Here is an 18,471-nt window from a genome sequence, read left to right on the forward strand (position 1 = left end):
TCTTAAGTGCTATAGAAGGAGGGAGTTCGTTTGTCATCATTGCTGGAGATTGAACATTTGTCGGTCGATTTTCACACTAAAAAAGGTTTGCTGCAAGCACTCGACAACGTATCACTGACGATCAGGGCGGGAGAAACGGTCTGCCTCGTTGGTGAATCCGGCAGCGGAAAAACGATTACCTCCAAGGCGATTATGCGGCTAATTGATTATGAGAACGGACGAATTGCTCATGGACAAATACGGTTGCAGGGCATAGATTTGACCGTTTTGTCGCAGCAGGAATTACGCTCACTTCGCGGCAAAAAGATGGCGATGGTATTTCAGGAGCCGATGTCAGCGTTTGATCCGGTGTACACCATCGGGTATCAGCTGATAGAAATCATCATGGAGCATGACCGGAAGACACGAAAGCAAGCATGGGCTCATGCGGTTCATTTGCTGAACAGGGTAGGGATTCCTGAACCGGAAATTCGTATGAAGCAGTACCCTGGAGAGTTGTCCGGCGGGATGCTACAACGGGCGATGATTGCGATGGCGCTCTCATGTGGCCCTGAGCTGCTAATAGCGGATGAACCAACGACGGCGCTGGATGTAACGATTCAGTCACAAATTTTGCAATTGCTTCAGGAATTAAAGGCGGAATTCAACATGTCGATTCTGTTGATTACGCATGATTTGGGTATTGCCGCAGAGGTTGCGGATCGAATTGTTGTGATGTATGCCGGTCGAGTCGTGGAGCAGGCAGCAACGAAAGAACTGTTCGAGCTGCCATTGCATCCTTACACTAGAGGATTGCTGCGTTCGGTGGCAACACTGGATACAGATCGCAGCAGCAAGCTGTTTTCGATCCCGGGGGCTATTCCCAGCTTGAGTGCATTGCCTTCAGGCTGCTTGTTTCACCCGCGTTGTCCGCATGCGACGGATCAATGCAAAAACGAAGCACCACCGCTGGCAGCCAAGGATGAACGCGAGGTGGCTTGCTGGCATTCGGAGCAATTGGCTGCGTCCGGCGATTGGCGTATTACAGAGCTATCGGTGGAAGGTCAGATCACGGGAGATGCTATTGCAAAGGCAGCCGAAGTAAAGGAAGAAGTGACGAACGTATCTGCTGTTGATGGGGCTAAGGTGAGCAGTCATGGCGTACAGGTAAAGAACTCGCCTAAATCCAATGAGACTATCACGGAAACTGTCCAGAACAAGCAGGACTTGTTTCGGGTGAATGGACTTCGCAAGCATTATCCGGTGAAAAAAAGCTTTCCCGGTCGGACTGGCGCTTCGATCCGGGCGGTGGATGATGTATCGTTTTCTATACGACAGGGTGAAACCTTTGGTTTGGTCGGAGAATCCGGCAGCGGTAAGTCTACTTTAGGCCGGCTGCTGATGCAGCTGGAACGTCCGACCTCAGGGCAGGTATGGTTCCAGGATCGGGAGCTGACACGTTTAGGAAATTCTGAGTTGCGATCCGTTCGCCGTGATATGCAGATGATTTTTCAAGACCCCTACGGATCACTTGATCCACGGTGGAATGTGGGAGATATCATAGGGGAGCCGCTTGCGGTTCATGAAGGGTTGTATGGCAAGGCAAAGCAGGAACGGGTGGAAGAACTCCTGAGCGCTGTTGGATTATCACCTTCGCTGGTTACGCGGTTTCCGCATGAATTTTCGGGAGGACAGCGGCAGCGAATCGGGATAGCCCGTGCCATTGCTCTGCAACCGCAGTTTATTTTAGCGGATGAGGCAGTGTCGGCTTTGGATGTTTCCGTTCAGGCGCAAATTGTCAATCTGCTTCAGGACTTACAGCGTAAGACGGATACGACCTATTTGTTTATCGCACACGGATTGCACATTGTCCGCCATATTTCAGATCGGATAGGGGTTATGTACTTGGGGAAACTTGTAGAAATTGCGCCAAGTGACGAGCTGTTCAGGCATCCTGCCCATCCGTATACTCGGGGGCTTGTTGCCTCGATACCTAACCCAAATCCGAAAAACCGCCGGGAGCTAATTACGGTACAAGGTGAGATTCCTTCGCCTGCGAAGCCTCCATCCGGCTGTCGTTTTCATACCCGCTGTCCACTAGCGACCTCGCGCTGCCGTGAGGAATCGCCTGAGCTGACAGCGATTAGCACAGGACATTATGCCGCTTGTCATTACCCGGCCTAGGTTCAAGCCCCTCCTTTGATCTGCTATCGGCATGATAAGAGAGCTACATTCTACAGGTCGTTCATGGTAAGATAAGGAAAGAAGTATATAAATTCAATAGGAAAAGAGGGTATTATGCTAGAAAAATGGGTTCAGGAATTAAAAGATGGTGAACAAGAGCTGATTGCGTGGAGAAGACATCTACATCAGCATCCCGAGCTGTCTTTTGAAGAAACGAATACGTCTGCATTTATCGCCGATCAATTGCGCTCTTTTGGTATTGAGGTAAGAACGAATGTGGGTGGAAACGGTGTGCTCGGGTTTTTAGAAGGCGGTCAGCCAGGTAGAACGATTGCATTTCGTGCTGATTTTGATGCGCTTCCCATTCAGGATGAAAAGGATGTGCCTTATAAATCGACTGTTCCGGGTGTTATGCATGCCTGCGGACATGATGGTCATACGGCTGCGTTACTTGGAGTGGCACGCGTGTTGAGCCATAACCGTGAGGCGCTGAAGGGAAAGCTTGTGTTTATTTTTCAACATGCGGAAGAAAAACCGCCTGGCGGAGCCAAGTTTATGATTGAGGATGGCTGTCTGGATGGGGTAGAGGCGGTATATGGTATTCACCTCGCATCTGAAATTCCGTTTGGTAAAATTGGATTAAAGAGTGGGCCTGCGATGGCGGCTGTCGACGCGTTTACGATCCAGATCAACGGCAAAGGCGGGCATGGCGCACGACCGCATCAGACGGTGGACTCTATTGTTATCGGCAGTCAAATTGTGAACGGGTTGCAGCAGGTGGTTAGTCGCAGGGTGGACCCTATTGAATCAGCAGTGTTAACGATTGGGGTATTTCAAGCTGGAACTGCCTTTAATGTGATTGCAGATAAGGCCAAAATTGAAGGCACTGTACGTACGTTTAATAAGGAAGTGCGTAAGGAAGTCGAGAATGAAATTCGCAGTATCGTCAAGGGGTTGACTGAGGCTTATCATGCCGGATACGAAATTGACTATCTGAATGGCTATCCTTCTTTGGTGAATGCCGAAGCCGAAACGGAACGTGTACGCGAGCTCATCGGCAGACTGTATGGAGCAGACGCCTTTTTGGATTTGAAGCCGGTCATGGGAGCAGAGGATTTTGCTTATTATTTGGAGCAGCGACCGGGAGCCTTCATTCATGTGGGTGCCCGTAATGAGGATGAACGAACGCATTTTGCTCATCACCATCCTCACTTTGATTTTGATGAGCGAGCATTGCTCGTCTCAGGACATATTTTTTTAGCTCTGGCGCTTGAATACTTGCAATAATATGCATATGTTTATGACTGACGACAGTATTAACGGAAGCAAAGGAAGCTGGAACCGCGCATAGCGCGGTTTTTTGTTGTAAATCCAAGTATTTTGACACCCATAAAGAATGAAAATAAAGTAATTAATTCACTATATGAAAAATTCATAATAGAATTAAATAAAAGGTGTTAACTCTGAGGTAAGTCCAAGCCTCCTATTATAAGCTGCGGAGCAGGAGATAATATTGCATTATCTTGATTTTTCGCACAAGGAAATGAGAAAAAGATGACGAATCTATTGAGCAAGACATCAATGTAAGCGCTAACAAAACTAGTGTTGCACCGTATTTATTGGGTTTGAATGGGGGTGAGCCTGAGAAAACATTTGTCAGATTTGTGAGAAGCAACGGTAACGATAGGAACGTATTCAGAATCGGCTGATTACTTTGATCTCAAAATGACTCGCATATTCAAATGATAATGAAGAAGGAGGTTGAATTCATTGACTAAGGCAAAAAACAGGTTGAGAATTGCTTGTTTGGCGCTTGTGGTAGCGGGTGCTTCCTGGACAGGAATGATAGCACCGGCTCATGCTGCTCCAAGTGACGATTACAGTTGGAAAAGTGTCGTTACGGGTGGAGGTGGTGGTTTTGTACCTGGTATTATTTTTAATGAAACGGAAAAAGACCTGATCTATGCCCGGACAGATATTGGAGGAGCTTACCGCTGGAATGCTGCCAATGAGAGTTGGATTCCGCTGACTGATTCTGTGGGTTGGGAGGATTGGAACAAAAATGGTATCGATGCACTAGCGACTGATCCTGTTGATCCGAATCGTGTATATATAGCTACAGGTACGTATACTAATTCATGGGATAAACAAAACGGGCAAATTATGCGTTCCACCGACAGGGGCAACACGTGGCAGACAACCAAGCTTCCTTTTAAGGTGGGAGGCAATATGCCGGGGCGCTCGATGGGCGAACGTCTGACGATTGATCCAAATAAGAATAATATTTTGTTCTTTGGAGCTCGAAGTGGTAATGGACTATGGAAAAGCTCTGACTTCGGAGCAACTTGGAGCAAGGTGAGCAGTTTCCCGAATCCAGGGACGTATGTACAGGACCCTTCCAATGAATATACCAGCGACATTGTCGGTTTGGCTTGGATTACTTTTGACAAAAAAACAGGCTCTTCCAGTAAAGCAACGCAGACGATCTATGTAGGTGTTGCAGATAAAAAGCAAAGTGTCTATCGCAGTACAGATGGCGGGACAACCTGGTCTGCTATAGCGGGACAGCCTACGGGCTATTTGCCACATCACGGTGTGTTATCAGCGGACGGCAACTTGTATATTTCTTATAGTGATGGAGCTGGTCCATATGACGGAACAAAGGGTGAACTTTGGAAATTGAATACAGCAAGCGGGCAGTGGACTAATATTAGCCCCGTAGGTAGCAGTAGTGCGGACAATCATTTTGGATATGGTGGACTGACGGTGGATGCCCAGAAGCCAGGTACACTTATGGTTGCTACGTTGAATGCCTGGTGGCCGGATGAAACGATTTATCGCAGCACTGATAGTGGGGCAACCTGGAGTCCTATTTGGGAATTCGATGGTTATCCGTCTCGCAAGCTGAAATACAATCTGGATATAAGCGGTGCGCCTTGGCTGACTTTCAATGCCAACCCTGCTCCACCGGAAGTATCGCCCAAGCTGGGGTGGATGATTGGAGATCTGGAGATAGATCCATTTAATTCAGACCATATGTTGTACGGCACCGGAGCTACGATTTATGGCTCTAAAAATCTGACCAATTGGGATAAAGGAGGAAAGCTGGATATTTCAGTAGCCGCTAAAGGAGTAGAGGAAACGGCGATTTTGGATCTGGTGAGCCCTCCAACCGGCGCGCCTTTGGTGAGCGCAGTAGGTGATGTCTCTGGATTCAGACACGACGATTTATTCAAGGCTCCAGCTAAAATGCTGGATAATCCGACCTTTACAAGCAGCGAAAGCATTGATTACGCTGAGCTGAATCCTTCTTTTATGGCCCGGGTAGGTAAAGCGGATTATAAAAAAGACCCAAATGCCAAATCCATCGGTTTTTCCAATGATGGCGGAGCCAACTGGTATAAAGCAAATAACGAGCCTTCCGGTACAGCAGGAGGAGGCAGCATCGCCGTAGCGGCAGATGGTAATGGTTTACTGTGGAGTACATCAGACAAAGGTGTGTTCTACTCCAAAACTGGCGGCAACTCATGGACAGCAAGCACAGGGATTCCAGCGAATGCAAAGATCGTCTCTGACCGAGTGAACCCTAATAAATATTACGCATTTGCCTCCGGGAAAATATATGTAAGCACCAATGGAGGCGTATCCTTTACGCCATCAGCGGTAACTGGCTTACCGACAGCAGGCAATGCTGATATTGATGCTGTACGAGGAGCAGAAGGAGATGTATGGTTCGCCGGAGGCTCCGAGGATGGAGGGCCATATGGCTTATGGCATTCCAAGGATTCCGGCGCTACGTTCACCAAGCTCTCTAATGTGCAGGAAGCGGATTTTATAGGCTTTGGTAAGGCAGCGCCGAACCGTACGAATGCAGCGGTATTTATCGTTGGTAAAATAGATGGTACACGTGGATTTTACCGTTCGGACGATGCTGGCGCAAACTGGGCGCGCATTAATGATGACAAGCATCAATATGCTCGAGTGACCAAAATTATTGGGGACCCTCGGATTTATGGACGTGCTTATCTGGGAACGAATGGCCGCGGCATTCTGGTGGCAGATCGTGTGGGTGGTGATCAGCCATCTACCGGGCAAGCAAGTATTACACCAACGACTGCAACCTATGGAGTGAATAACAGCAATACGGATATTACTGTCAAGCTAACACTTAACGGCAATACGCTAGAAGCGATCAAGCAGGGGAGTGTGGTGTTGAACAAAGGTGAAGATTATACGCTTAGTGAGGAAACAGTCGTTCTTACCAACAAGTATTTATCTAAACTTCCTAAAGGAGAGACAGCACTAAACTTCCATTTTAGTACAGGCAATGATGCATTGTTTACGATTACGGTGAAAGGGGATACGCCAAGTGAGCCGGGAACAGGCGAGGGCGTTCTGAAGGTGCAAACCTTCAATGGGAATGTATCCGCCACAAGCAATACAATCAGTTCCAAATTTAAAATAACCAATACGGGAACCTCATCAATTTCCCTAGCAGACGTGACATTGCGTTATTATTACACCATTAACGGGGAGAAAGCACAAAATTTCTTCACGGATTGGTCGAGCGTCGGTACAGGGAATGTGATTGCTAGCTTCAAAACATTATCCAATGCGAAGCCAGGGGCAGATTCTTATGCAGAAATCGGGTTTAACTCGGCTGCGGGTTCTTTAGAGCCCGGTCAAAGTGTGGAGTTGCAAACCCGGATATCCAAAGAGGACTGGAGCAGTTACACACAAACCGATGATTATTCATTTAATCCCACAGCCAACAGTTTACAAGATTCTGCTAAAATAACCGCTTACCTGTCTGGAAGCAAGCAATGGGGAATTGAGCCCTAAACCTTAATAAGGATAATCCTAAGTCAGCCACTCCAAGGAGTGAGCTGGCTTTATTTTTGATAACCTTGTTGTCCCGCATTTTTTTTTTGGGGAAAAAGCAACGACAAGTTGAAAACAGCAACTAATAGAGATTCAAATTAAATTGTATAATTATTTCACTATATGAAAAATTCATAATAGAAAAAAACTATTTCTCGCATACGATCTCCACAAAACAAACACACCACTTTAAGTAGAAAAAGAAACACTGACGGGAACATATGTTCTTTTATCTCGAAAAAGAAACGCTCCTGTCCTTAGACAAAAAGCGTCTTTAATCCATTTTTTATATTGATCATACACCTCAAACAAGATGCCGGGATGCTGAAATTAACAGCGTCATCGTAATGACATTCACAATCGTAGAAAGTAATACTGTTTGTGCGGCAAAATCGGGTTCATTTTTATATTCTTCCGCCAAAATACTTGTATTAACGCCGGTAGGCATACCCGATGCAATGAGCAAGGCTTGAGCGGGAATCCCCTTAAGACCCAGCAGCAAGACGAGCATAAAACCGACCATTGGACCAGCAATCAGGCGTAGTACCATACTGATGTATACGGCTGTCCGGCGCAAATGAAAGGGATATTGTACAATTTGTGCTCCCAAAGTAAGCAGAGCCACGGCAACCATCGACTGACTAATATAATTCAAAGGTTCAGCCAGTAAATTAGGCAATGGACTATGCAGCAGATTTAGGAGCAAACCTAGCGCAAGCGCATAGGGAACAGGCATTTTAAAAAAGTTAATTAATATTTTTCGAGTATTGGCCTTGCCGTGTTGCACAACAAAAGTACCGTATGTAAATGTGACAAAGCTTTGAAAGGTCATAATCAGAGCTTGAACGGAAATGGCCAGCGGATCACCTTTGAACACCAACTGATTGATTGGCAGACCATAATTTCCTGAATTATCTAGCATTACACTGTTTGTAAAAGCTCCACGCATTCCGGGGCTATATTTCAGAGATCTGGCGACGGTAGTGCTGATTACGTACAGAATAGCTATGTACAAGGCATAAAAAAGTGAAACCTCACCCATGAGCATTAAAGAAATTTCCGAGTTATAAAGACCCGTAAACACAACTGCGGGGGTGATATAGTAAAAATTGATTTTAGCTAAGGTATACAAATCCAGCCGAAAATAATATTGCATGATACAACCAAAACCGATAAGTACAAAAATAGGTAAAACAACGTCCAAAAGAATGGTGCCGAACATGTCTGTTTCATCTTCTTTCTATTATGCGAATGTAAAGGCTGATTCTTAAAAATGCATGTGTAATTCTCATTATACTGTGTAAATAGGTTAGGCGTATAATAAATTTTTATAGTGGTTTTGGCAATCTGGACTGCAGCTATAGTGGTGTCTCACACATTAGAAAAGAAAAGATAAAAAATCAGCTTAGAGAAGCCGTTAATACATCTAGGGACATTTGAGCCCGGTCTTTACTATAAGGAGGAATCGCATCATGAGAAACACTTGGACAGCTTTACTAGCGTGTATACTGGTCTTGGGACTGGCAGCGGGAACCGCTGAAGCCAAGCAGGGACGCGGAAATGATCAGGAGAACAAACAGGAAGCAAAGATGTCTGTTAAAGACGGGAATGAAAACAGCGGGGAAGAGCTAATCAATCCCCATGACTCAGACAATGATCAGTTTAAAAAACAAAAGGACAAAGCATCCGGTAAAAAGGATGAAAACAGTAAAAAAGAAAAACACGCAGAAATCAGAAAAACCGAACCTGTTGCAGTAACGGTTGATACATACGAGGAGTCCAAAGACCATAATGGTCACAAGGGACGCAACGGTTACAAGGGTCTGCTTCACGCGGTAGAAAATACGAAGGATAAGCCGGCAGGAGCGGTTATTGCGAATCTGCTGCTTACGAAATACCCGGACCGTTTGACTCCGGAGCAGGTTGCTGAACTTGAATTGATCCGGAATTCTGGTAAAGCACTGACTGAGGCAGCTGAGCTACTGGCTGAAAACGGAAATGTGACAGATGCCGTTTACATGCAGGAGGAGGCGGTACTGGCTAATGTGTCCGATCTGGACAGCTATAAAAAGCTGGGTGAATTCTCGAAGAAGGCTGGACGGCCGTCGGGTATGAAGCTGTTCGTGAATGGTGAAGAATACGATGCCAAACCGATTAACCGCAAGGGGACCACACTTGTTCCGTTTAGAACAGCTTCCGAAGCTTTGGATGCAAAGGTTTCCTGGGATCCGAAAGAAAAGGCTGTTACTGTCACCCGTAACGGTGTGTCCGTCAAATTATTTGTTAACAGTCCGAAAGCATATATTAACGGTCAGCCGTATTCTATCGAGCAGCCAGCATCCATAGTGGATGGGACGACAATGGTACCTGTAAGGGTAATCGGAGAGGCCTTGGGGACAAATGTTAAATGGGAGCCTGAGAGCCAGTCCGTTGTTGTATACGAGTAGCCAACAACTACTACTACATCAACATCATAACGTGTTGTAAACAAACAAAATTTTGTGAACAAAAAGGGCCCCTGACTAAATGTCAGGCCTTTTTGTTTTACCTTGCAATTAATGATTTCGTATTCTTTTTAATGGTGAGAAGATAGATAGCCTTCATGATACTACCAAGCTATTCGCATTATGTGCTGGTCATGTGTACAATTAAATAGAGAACACTGAGAAAAGGGAGTGTCATAGATGGATTTAGGATTAACGGGAAAAATAGCCTTTGTTGCAGGTTCCAGTAAAGGACTCGGCAAGGCAAGCGCACGGGAGCTGGCACGCGAGGGTGCGAATGTCGTCATTTCAGGACGGAACGAAGCAGAGCTTCAGCGGACGCAGGCGGAATTACTGGAAACAGCGAGTGGCCGCGTTGAATATGTAGTTTGCGATGTAACAAAACCAGAACATATCTCCCAGGCCATCCGCCGTACAGCTGATTTGTTTGGCACCGTTGATATTTTGGTTAACAATGCGGGTGGGCCTCCTGCCGGTACCTTTGATGATTTTTCAGATGAAGTGTGGATGCAGGCCTTTGAACAAAATTTACTTAGTCATATCCGGTTGATCCGTGAGGTGTTACCTTATATGAAAAAACAACAAAGCGGTAGGATTTTAAATATTGCTTCTTCCTCAGTTAAACAGCCAATTCCGGGGTTAATCATTTCAAATACGCTACGTACTGGAGTCGCTGGATTGGCGAAAACATTGTCTCTGGAATTAGCTCCTCATAATATTCTGGTACATACTGTAGCACCGGGGAGAATTGCAACCGATCGCGTGCGTAGCTTGGACGAGCATCGAGCTGAGAAAACCCAGCAAACGACGGATCAGGTTCGTAAACAAGCAGAAGAGGGCATTCCATTGGGGCGGTATGGAGAGCCTGAAGAGTTCGGTAAAGTTGTTGCTTTTCTGGCGTCTTCAGCTTCATCCTATTTGACAGGGAGCACCATCCTTGTGGATGGTGGAATGATTAAATCATTATAAAAAAATAAAAAAGCGTGCCAGCCTCAGGTTTAATTGGGTGCTGGCACGCTTTTTTAAAATTTATTTAGGAAGTAGAAAATCTTCATTCACGGCCTGGAAGCTCACAACCCTCATCGGTACATATACCACCTACATCTTGTTTGGACGAGCTGCCGCTTATCATGGTGAAAGGTGAGCGTTCATCCCATGCTTTTTGAAGCGCATCATAAAATACTTCCTCCGGCTGGGCACCAGAAACAGCAAATTTTCGATCAAATACAAAGAAAGGCACACCCTGAACACCCAACTCAGCGCCTTCGGCTTCATCAGCTCTAACTTCGTCGGTAAAACGGTCACTGGCTAATATAGCAGCCGCTTCCTTTTGATCCAAACCAACTTCAGTAGCCAGCGCTACAAGCACTTCATGATCCCCTGTATGCTTGCCTTCGATGAAAACAGCTTGGAATAAACGCTCGCTCAGCTCCAGCATTTTGCCTTGTGTTTGAGCCCAAAGTGTTAAGCGGTGAGCATCAAGAGAGTTCGTCGGCACCATGGCATGAATATTATAATCAAGACCCGCAGAGCGTGCGTTTTCGTTCATTCGATCATTCATAGCCTGAGCCTCTTGCAGACTGACCCCATATTTAGCTGATAGTTCTTCATTGATCGTTTTACCACTATCCCTCACAGCACCCGGGTTCAATTCGAAACTCTTGAATGTCAATTGCACCTCATTGCGATGTGGGAATTGCAAACTTCGATATTCATCAGGAAAAAGCCTCCATGTATACGTATTTTATTGAGTAACTGGGAGTGGTACTCTCCACTTTTGCATGTGTATAAAGGTGGAACTTCATTAGTTACAATAAGAATTATAAAGCTAAAGCATTCAACGTGCAAATAATTAATGCTTGTCAAAAAATTAATGCTGTGATATTTTATATGTGTAACCGGTTACACATTGGAGTTGAACCTACACTATGACAACAATTAAAGAAGTCGCCAGCTTTGCAGGTGTTTCCGTAGCGACCGTATCCAGAGTTATTAATGAAACTGGATATGTACATGAGGATACACGGCGAAAGGTAGAGGCTGCTGTGAAGCAGTTAAATTACAAACCTAATGAAGTTGCACGTTCTTTGTATAAAAAGAAATCCAGATTAATCGGCCTGCTGCTGCCGGATATTACGAACCCTTACTTTCCCTTGTTAGCTCGTGGGGTGGAGGATCGAATGCAGGAAAATGATTTTCGGATTATTTTCGGTAATAGTGATGAAGATCGCCAAAAAGAATTGGATTACATGGATACTTTTGTTCAAAATAATGTCGTTGGTGTTATTTCTTCTACCAATGATCCCGATGCCGATTGTTACGCCAAACTGAAGATCCCGGTCGTTTTTCTCGATCGAACTTCCAGTGACAGCCTCTCCGTATATGCGGATGGAGCCCATGGCGGTTGCTTGGCTGCTCAAGAAATGGTTGCCCGCGGCAGCAAACAAATTACAGTCATGCAGGGTCCTGCACATATTCGTCCAGCACAAGACCGTTTTCGCGGGGCGGTTGAAGAGCTTCAGCAATCCGGAATTGCTTACCATGTGGTCGAAACAACTTCCTTTTCGTTCAAGGAGGCCGAGTCGTGGGCCAAAGAGCTGTTTAGCAAGTACCCGGATACGGACGGAGTTATCGCAAGTAACGATATCGTGGCTACAGCGGTGATGCATGAGGCTCATAGATTAGGAAAGAAAATCCCGGATGATGTTCAAATTATCGGGTTTGATGATATACCATTAAGTAGTTTGTTATTCCCGCCTTTGTCAACGATCCGACAACCTGCTTATGAAATGGGCTGGGAAGCAGCAGGACTACTCATTCAGTTGATTGAGCAGTCGCAAGTAACGAATTCAAGCGTACCTAATCTTCATTCGAAAGTACTTACCTATTCAAGCATACAATTGCCCGTCAAATTTATAGAACGGGAAACGACGAGAAAGGTGGATTATGATGGCTAAAATTTCGATTATCGGAAGCAGTTCTATGGATCTTGTAGTTACTTCGTCCAAACGTCCCGGTGCTGGTGAAACGGTATTGGGTGAAAGCTTTACAACCGTACCTGGAGGTAAAGGAGCCAATCAGGCAGTAGCCGCAGCACGACTCGGAGCGGACGTTACGATGATTGGACGTGTAGGGGATGACCATTTTGGAGAACAGATTTTACGTAATTTTGAAGAAAATCATGTTTATACTGGCTATGTGAAACCGGTTACACATATGGAAAGCGGTACAGCGCATATTATACTAGCTGAAGGTGATAACAGTATTGTTGTGGTAAAAGCAGCAAATAATGAAGTGACACCCGCCTATGTGGAAGAAGCGCTTGACGTCATCCGAAGTTCGGATATTGTGTTAATTCAACAGGAAATACCGTCGGAAACGGTTGTTTATGTAAGTGAAATTTGTGCGAAGTACCAGGTACCATTGTTGCTGAATCCAGCTCCGGCTCGTGAGGTGGATGACAGCGTAATTGCGAATGCGACCTACATTACGCCTAATGAGCATGAAGCTGCCATTATGTTTAAGGATATGAGCCTTCAAGAAGCGCTGCGCAAATATCCCAACAAGCTGTTTGTGACTGAGGGCAGCAACGGTGTACGGTTCTTCGACGGAGAACAGGAAGTCGTGGTTCCTACTTATAAAGTAGAAGCCGTTGATACAACAGGTGCAGGAGATACGTTTAACGCTGCTTTTGCAGTGGCACTGGCCGAAGGAAAATCGCTGGCAGACAGTGTGAAATTTGCTAATCGTGCTGCGTCATTGTCCGTAACCCAATTTGGAGCCCAAGGTGGAATGCCAACCCGTCGTGAAGTAGAGGAGAAAATATAATATGAAGAAACTTGGAATCCTAAACAGTCATATATCCAAAATACTGTCGGATCTCGGCCACACAGACTATATTGTCGTGGCTGATGCCGGCCTACCTGTTCCTGAAGGCGTTACCAAAATTGATTTGGCCCTTAAACTGGGTGTTCCATCCTTTCAGGACGTCGTTGATGTCATTGCAGCAGATATGGTGATCGAAAAAGTAACGCTGGCCGAAGAAATCAAACAAGAAAATGAACAAGCATTGCAGTATATTATGCGCACCTTTGCAGGGGAGCAATTAGAACATCCACAGATTAATAAGCAGGCTGCTGTCATCGAGTTTTGCTCTCATGAACAATTCAAGGAGCTGAGCCGTTATGCGAAGGCGGTCATTCGTACAGGAGAGGCTAAGCCATTTGCCAATTGTATTTTGCAGGCAGGAGTTCATTTTGGATAAAGAATAAAAAGGAGGGTACAGCATGCAGATTCAAATGAAAGGAATTCACAAAGCCTTTGGAACTAATCAGGTACTGAGTGGTGTTGACTTTGATCTTCGTGAAGGAGAAGTACATGCCCTCATGGGTGAAAATGGTGCAGGAAAATCAACGCTGATGAATATTTTAATCGGATTGCATCGGCGAGATGAGGGAACGATCATCATTGACGGCCAGGAAACCTATTTTGCCGACCCCAAAGAAGCGGAGCAAAAAGGAATTGCTTTTATTCACCAGGAACTGAATGTGTGGCCGGAGATGACCGTGCTGGAAAATCTGTTTATCGGCAAGGAAATGACATCCAAGTGGGGCTTACTAGACAGCTCTAAAATGAAAGCGTTAGCAAATGAGCAATTCAGCAAGCTTTCGGTAAATCTTCCATTGAACGGTGAAGCAGGCGATTGTTCAGTGGGTCAACAGCAGATGATTGAAATTGCCAAAGCACTCATGACGGATGCTAAAGTTATCGTGATGGATGAGCCGACAGCCGCCTTAACCGAACGGGAAATTCAGAAGCTGTTCGAGGTTATTACTTCCTTGAAAAAAGATGGTGTTTCGATTGTGTATATTTCACATCGGATGGAGGAGATATTCGCGATCTGTGATCGGATTACCATCATGCGTGACGGGAAAACGGTGGATACTCAGGCGATTCCCGATACGAATTTTGATGAAGTTGTACGGAAAATGGTAGGTAGAGAGCTGACTGAACGCTATCCGGTAAGAACGCCAGCTTTGGGAGAAGTGGTTCTGGAGGTCAAAAATGCTTCGCATAAAGGGTTATTTGAAGATGTGAATTTCACTGTACGATCTGGGGAAATTGTAGGTTTTTCAGGCTTGATGGGCTCGGGACGGACCGAGATCATGCGGGCGTTATTTGGACTGGATGCTTTGGATCGTGGTGAGATTCATGTACGTGGAAAAAAAGTGTCTATTCGTAAGCCGGATGATGCGGTGAAATTAGGGATTGGCTTCATTACAGAAGACCGAAAAGATGAGGGATTGGTGCTGGATTTTTCCATTCGGGAAAATATGGTGCTGCCAAATCTCTTCAGCTTTACCTCAAAAGGATTTATTTCAGGTCAAAAAGAGTTGGATTTTGTTAACACTTTAATTAAGCGCTTACAAATTAAAACCCAATCGGGCGAAACAACGGTTCGCAGTTTGTCAGGTGGTAATCAGCAAAAGGTGGTTATTGCCAAATGGGTAGGTATTGGTCCAAATGTGCTCATTCTTGACGAACCGACGAGAGGTGTGGATGTGGGAGCCAAGCGGGAAATCTACCAGTTGATGAACGAGCTGACCGAACGTGGAGTCGCGATTATCATGGTATCCTCGGAACTCCCTGAGGTACTCGGCATGAGCGATCGTATTGTCGTGGTGCACGAGGGAAAGATCAGTGGAGAGCTGAGCAGGGAAGAAGCCACACAAGAAAATATTATGACGCTAGCTACAGGAGGACAGTAATATGACAACTATGAATGAATCAAAAAGCAGCAAAGGCTTTCAAATGTCACAAATCACGCAGAAGCTTGGCCCGTTGTTGGGACTCATTATTTTGGTGATCATCGTATCGGTCTTAAATCCCAGCTTTTTGGAACCGCTTAATATTTTGAATTTATTGCGCCAGGTATCCATTAATGCGTTGATTGCGTTCGGTATGACCTTCGTTATTCTCACAGGCGGAATAGATTTGTCAGTCGGCTCTATATTAGCACTATCCAGTGCTTTTGTCGCAAATATGATGCTGGCCGGGTTCGATCCTATTTTGGCGATTATTATCGGTTGTGCATTGGGTGGCGTGATGGGGATGGTCAACGGCTTGATGATTACGAAAGGTAAAATGGCTCCGTTCATCGCTACACTAGCAACCATGACCATTTTCAGAGGATTGACACTCGTTTATACCAACGGTAACCCTATTACAGGACTCGGAGACAGTCTGGTATTTCAATTGTTCGGTCGTGGCTATCAGTTCGGTATTCCGGTTCCAGCGATTACGATGCTCATTACCTTTGCTGTCCTATGGATCATTTTGCATAAAACACCATTCGGACGTAAAACGTATGCCATTGGTGGTAACGAGAAGGCTTCGATTGTATCTGGTATTAAAGTACCGCGTGTAAAAATTTGGATTTACTCTCTGGCTGGAATGCTTTCTGCATTGGCGGGAGCTATCTTGACTTCACGTTTGAACTCGGCGCAACCGACAGCAGGTACTTCTTATGAATTGGACGCCATTGCGGCTGTCGTATTAGGTGGAACAAGCCTCTCGGGAGGACGCGGACGAATCGTAGGTACATTAATTGGTGTGCTTATCATCGGTACACTAAACAACGGCTTGAACTTGCTGGGGGTTAACTCTTTTTATCAAATGGTAGTAAAAGGGATAGTCATCGCTATTGCTGTATTGATTGACCGTAAAAAATCCGCATAATACACCTAATCTGCGTAGAAGGAGACACATAAATATGAAAAAGCTTACATTAATCATGACTGCCTTGCTGCTCCTGCTCATGACAGGGTGTTCCTTGGAACCGCCCGAATGGGCCAAACCTAAAGCGGCCGCGAACCTGAAGGACATCAAAATCGGCTTGTCGATCTCAACGCTGAACAATCCATTCTTCGTCTCTCTCAAAGACGGAGTTGTGGCAGAGGCCAAAAAACAAGGAATGCAGGTCATTGTTGTGGATGCACAAAATGATTCGGCGAAACAAAGTAATGACGTGGATGATCTGATTCAACAGGGAGTAAACGCGTTACTTATAAATCCGACAGATTCGTCGGCCATCTCCACAGTGGTACAATCAGCGAATGCATTGAGCATCCCGGTTATTACACTGGATCGTTCTGCTGACAAAGGCGATGTAAAAGCACTCGTCGCTTCAGACAACGTAGAGGGAGGACGAATGGCTGCCAGATATGTGATTGATCAAGTTGGAAAAGGTGCCAAGGTGATTGAGCTGGAAGGTGTCCCAGGAGCATCCGCTACTCGTGAACGTGGGAAAGGCTTTCATGAAGTAGCAGATAAGGATCTGAAAGTCATAGCCAAACAATCGGCCGATTTTGATCGGACCAAAGGTTTGAACGTGATGGAAAATCTGCTGCAAGGCAACCCGGACGTTCAGGCAGTATTTGCCCACAATGACGAAATGGCGTTGGGTGCGATCGAAGCAATCCAAAGCTCAGGTAAGAACATTCCAGTCATCGGTTTTGACGGTAATGAGGATGCGCTTAAATCAATTAAGGAAGGGAAACTGACAGCCACCGTAGCTCAGCAACCCGAGCTTATTGGTCAATTGGCGGTGCAGGCAGCCAAGGATGTACTTCAAGGTAAAACCGTGAAAACATCAATTCCAGCTAAGCTGGAGTTAGTGGATCAATCGAAATAAAAAGGGCGCTTGACCCAACATATTAAGCTATTCGGACTGATGCTGTAATGCGCATCAGTCCTTTTTTTTGGCTATTCTACGATGACGATACATACCACATAAATGGAAGTTTTTAATTTTTGTATTGTAAGAAGAGACGGTAAAAGATAGAATAACAATTATATGATAATGAGAATCACTATCATATAATGAATTATATATATCTAAGGAGGACGTATATTGTGCAACAAAGGTACAGATTAAAATGGGAATCCACGCTTTGTCTTGTGGTTCTTTTGATGGTTGTATTGAGTGCATGTGGAAACGCAGCTAGCAACAACCAGACAAACGACAAGATCAGCACTAATGATCCTTCCGGGCAATCCAAAACGGTTGTCATGCGCGAATATACTGATGCCACTGGCAATAAGATCAGTATCCCTGCAAATCCACAGCGAGTTGTCACGACACAATATTTGGATGCTATGCTGGCCTTGGGAGTTAAGCCTGCAGGTGCTGCTTCCCATTTGTTAGAAGGCGACTATTTAAAAGGTAAGATTGACGGAGTTGCGGATATTGGGAACCCGACAAATGTAGAAAAGGTGCTGGAGTTACAACCGGACCTGATCATCACAACAGAATATACCACGCCCGAAGTGAAGGAGCAGCTAGAGAAAATTGCTCCAACCGTAGTCGTTTCGTTTGGAGAAGGCGATGTATTTGAGCAACTGCGGAGTGTCGCAGCCGTGCTGGGTAAGGACAAGGAAGCCGAGCAGTGGATCGCTAGTTTCAACAAAAAGGCTGAGGAAGGTCGAAAGAAGCTGGTTGGAAAATTCAAAAAAGATGAAACGGTTACGATTTATATGGCCTACGATAAGAATGTGTTAAGGGTATACGGAGCGCGGAATGTAGGACATGTTATTTACCGTTCACTGGAATTGAATCCTCCTGAGTACATACGCCAGAAGCTGGCGAAGGACCCGAGATTTAATTATGTTTATGATGTTATTTCAATGGAAAAGTTACCTGAACTATCAGGAGACCGAATTATTATGCTGGTTTATGATGAAGCGAGCAAGGACGGAATGCTTAAGCAAATTGAGCAAAGTGCATTGTGGAGAAATCTCCCGGCTGTCAAAAACCACAAAGTGTATTTCATCAAAGCTGACCCGTGGTTTACCTACTCGCCGCTAGCCGTTGACCAATCACTCGATGAGGCCGTTAAAATGTTTTCCGTTGATCCGAAGTGAT

General features: G+C 45.4%; 13 protein-coding genes and 1 pseudogene. 12 read left to right on the plus strand and 2 right to left on the minus strand.

Translation table 11 applies throughout. From position 1 onward, the window contains the following. The first annotated feature begins 30 nt into the window (after nucleotides 1-30). The 3 genes from C1T21_RS17695 to C1T21_RS17705 all read left to right on the plus strand — a co-directional run bounded on the left by C1T21_RS17695 (nucleotide 31) and on the right by C1T21_RS17705 (nucleotide 7,005). Entirely contained in the window at nucleotides 31-2,163 is a 2,133-nt protein-coding gene (locus tag C1T21_RS17695; protein WP_103049172.1) for an ABC transporter ATP-binding protein, read from the plus strand. Nucleotides 2,164-2,277: 114 nt separating this feature from the next. Continuing rightward, the gene (locus tag C1T21_RS17700; protein WP_103049173.1) at nucleotides 2,278-3,450 is read left to right on the plus strand and encodes a M20 metallopeptidase family protein; all 1,173 of its coding nucleotides are present in this window, start codon (nucleotides 2,278-2,280) and stop codon (nucleotides 3,448-3,450) included. A gap of 483 nt (nucleotides 3,451-3,933) precedes the next feature. Further along, nucleotides 3,934-7,005 (plus strand): X2-like carbohydrate binding domain-containing protein, encoded by a 3,072-nt coding sequence (locus C1T21_RS17705; RefSeq protein ID WP_103049174.1) that lies wholly within the window; start codon nucleotides 3,934-3,936, stop codon nucleotides 7,003-7,005. 343 nt (nucleotides 7,006-7,348) lie between these two features. Here C1T21_RS17705 and C1T21_RS17710 read toward each other — a convergent pair whose 3' ends face one another. Beyond that, complete coding sequence (locus tag C1T21_RS17710; RefSeq protein ID WP_103049175.1) at nucleotides 7,349-8,266, minus strand: AEC family transporter; 918 nt, start codon at nucleotides 8,264-8,266, stop codon at nucleotides 7,349-7,351. 250 nt (nucleotides 8,267-8,516) lie between these two features. Between C1T21_RS17710 and C1T21_RS17715 the strand changes: the two genes are divergently transcribed. Then, nucleotides 8,517-9,491: a copper amine oxidase N-terminal domain-containing protein gene (locus C1T21_RS17715; RefSeq protein WP_103049176.1), complete on the plus strand. Its 975-nt coding sequence runs from the start codon at nucleotides 8,517-8,519 to the stop codon at nucleotides 9,489-9,491. Between the two features lie 237 nt (nucleotides 9,492-9,728). Further along, the gene (locus tag C1T21_RS17720; RefSeq protein WP_103049177.1) at nucleotides 9,729-10,517 is read left to right on the plus strand and encodes an SDR family oxidoreductase; all 789 of its coding nucleotides are present in this window, start codon (nucleotides 9,729-9,731) and stop codon (nucleotides 10,515-10,517) included. An 82-nt stretch (nucleotides 10,518-10,599) separates the two neighbouring features. Here C1T21_RS17720 and C1T21_RS17725 read toward each other — a convergent pair. After that, a pseudogene (locus C1T21_RS17725) lies at nucleotides 10,600-11,247 on the minus strand (DsbA family oxidoreductase); the annotation flags it as partial. Between the two features lie 229 nt (nucleotides 11,248-11,476). On the opposite strand from C1T21_RS17725, the gene C1T21_RS17730 reads away from it, so the two are divergent. The 7 genes from C1T21_RS17730 (at nucleotide 11,477) to C1T21_RS17760 (ending at nucleotide 18,470) form a co-directional block, all read left to right on the plus strand. Continuing rightward, nucleotides 11,477-12,505, plus strand: coding sequence for a LacI family DNA-binding transcriptional regulator (locus tag C1T21_RS17730; protein ID WP_103049178.1), 1,029 nt, complete (start codon nucleotides 11,477-11,479; stop codon nucleotides 12,503-12,505). Continuing rightward, on the plus strand, nucleotides 12,498-13,376 hold the full coding sequence (gene rbsK, locus C1T21_RS17735) for a ribokinase (protein WP_103049179.1): 879 nt from the start codon (nucleotides 12,498-12,500) through the stop codon (nucleotides 13,374-13,376). Before C1T21_RS17730 ends, rbsK begins: the two co-directional genes overlap by 8 nt. A gap of 1 nt (nucleotide 13,377) precedes the next feature. Continuing rightward, a complete protein-coding gene (gene rbsD / locus C1T21_RS17740; protein WP_103049180.1) occupies nucleotides 13,378-13,812 on the plus strand; it encodes a D-ribose pyranase in 435 nt (144 codons plus the stop codon). 22 nt (nucleotides 13,813-13,834) lie between these two features. Beyond that, nucleotides 13,835-15,316, plus strand: a complete 1,482-nt coding sequence (locus C1T21_RS17745; protein WP_103049181.1) for a sugar ABC transporter ATP-binding protein — start codon at nucleotides 13,835-13,837, stop codon at nucleotides 15,314-15,316. A 1-nt stretch (nucleotide 15,317) separates the two neighbouring features. After that, nucleotides 15,318-16,286: an ABC transporter permease subunit gene (locus C1T21_RS17750; protein ID WP_013310465.1), complete on the plus strand. Its 969-nt coding sequence runs from the start codon at nucleotides 15,318-15,320 to the stop codon at nucleotides 16,284-16,286. 34 nt (nucleotides 16,287-16,320) lie between these two features. After that, nucleotides 16,321-17,241 (plus strand): ribose ABC transporter substrate-binding protein RbsB, encoded by a 921-nt coding sequence (gene rbsB / locus C1T21_RS17755; RefSeq protein WP_103049182.1) that lies wholly within the window; start codon nucleotides 16,321-16,323, stop codon nucleotides 17,239-17,241. A gap of 221 nt (nucleotides 17,242-17,462) precedes the next feature. Then, nucleotides 17,463-18,470, plus strand: coding sequence for an ABC transporter substrate-binding protein (locus tag C1T21_RS17760; protein WP_103049183.1), 1,008 nt, complete (start codon nucleotides 17,463-17,465; stop codon nucleotides 18,468-18,470). Nucleotide 18,471: the final 1 nt, after the last annotated feature.

Source organism: Paenibacillus sp. F4, from assembly GCF_002894905.1.
GTDB classification, from domain to species: Bacteria; Bacillota; Bacilli; order Paenibacillales; family Paenibacillaceae; genus Paenibacillus; species Paenibacillus polymyxa_B.

Coding starts and splice junctions, on each gene's coding strand:
- C1T21_RS17720 (WP_103049177.1), top strand. CDS start 9,729: ATGGATTTAGGATTAACGGGAAAAATAGCCTTTGTTGCAGGTTCCAGT.
- C1T21_RS17700 (WP_103049173.1), top strand. CDS start 2,278: ATGCTAGAAAAATGGGTTCAGGAATTAAAAGATGGTGAACAAGAGCTG.
- C1T21_RS17750 (WP_013310465.1), top strand. CDS start 15,318: ATGACAACTATGAATGAATCAAAAAGCAGCAAAGGCTTTCAAATGTCA.
- C1T21_RS17730 (WP_103049178.1), top strand. CDS start 11,477: ATGACAACAATTAAAGAAGTCGCCAGCTTTGCAGGTGTTTCCGTAGCG.
- C1T21_RS17710 (WP_103049175.1), bottom strand. CDS start 8,266: ATGTTCGGCACCATTCTTTTGGACGTTGTTTTACCTATTTTTGTACTT.
- rbsD (WP_103049180.1), top strand. CDS start 13,378: ATGAAGAAACTTGGAATCCTAAACAGTCATATATCCAAAATACTGTCG.
- rbsB (WP_103049182.1), top strand. CDS start 16,321: ATGAAAAAGCTTACATTAATCATGACTGCCTTGCTGCTCCTGCTCATG.
- C1T21_RS17715 (WP_103049176.1), top strand. CDS start 8,517: ATGAGAAACACTTGGACAGCTTTACTAGCGTGTATACTGGTCTTGGGA.
- C1T21_RS17745 (WP_103049181.1), top strand. CDS start 13,835: ATGCAGATTCAAATGAAAGGAATTCACAAAGCCTTTGGAACTAATCAG.
- rbsK (WP_103049179.1), top strand. CDS start 12,498: ATGGCTAAAATTTCGATTATCGGAAGCAGTTCTATGGATCTTGTAGTT.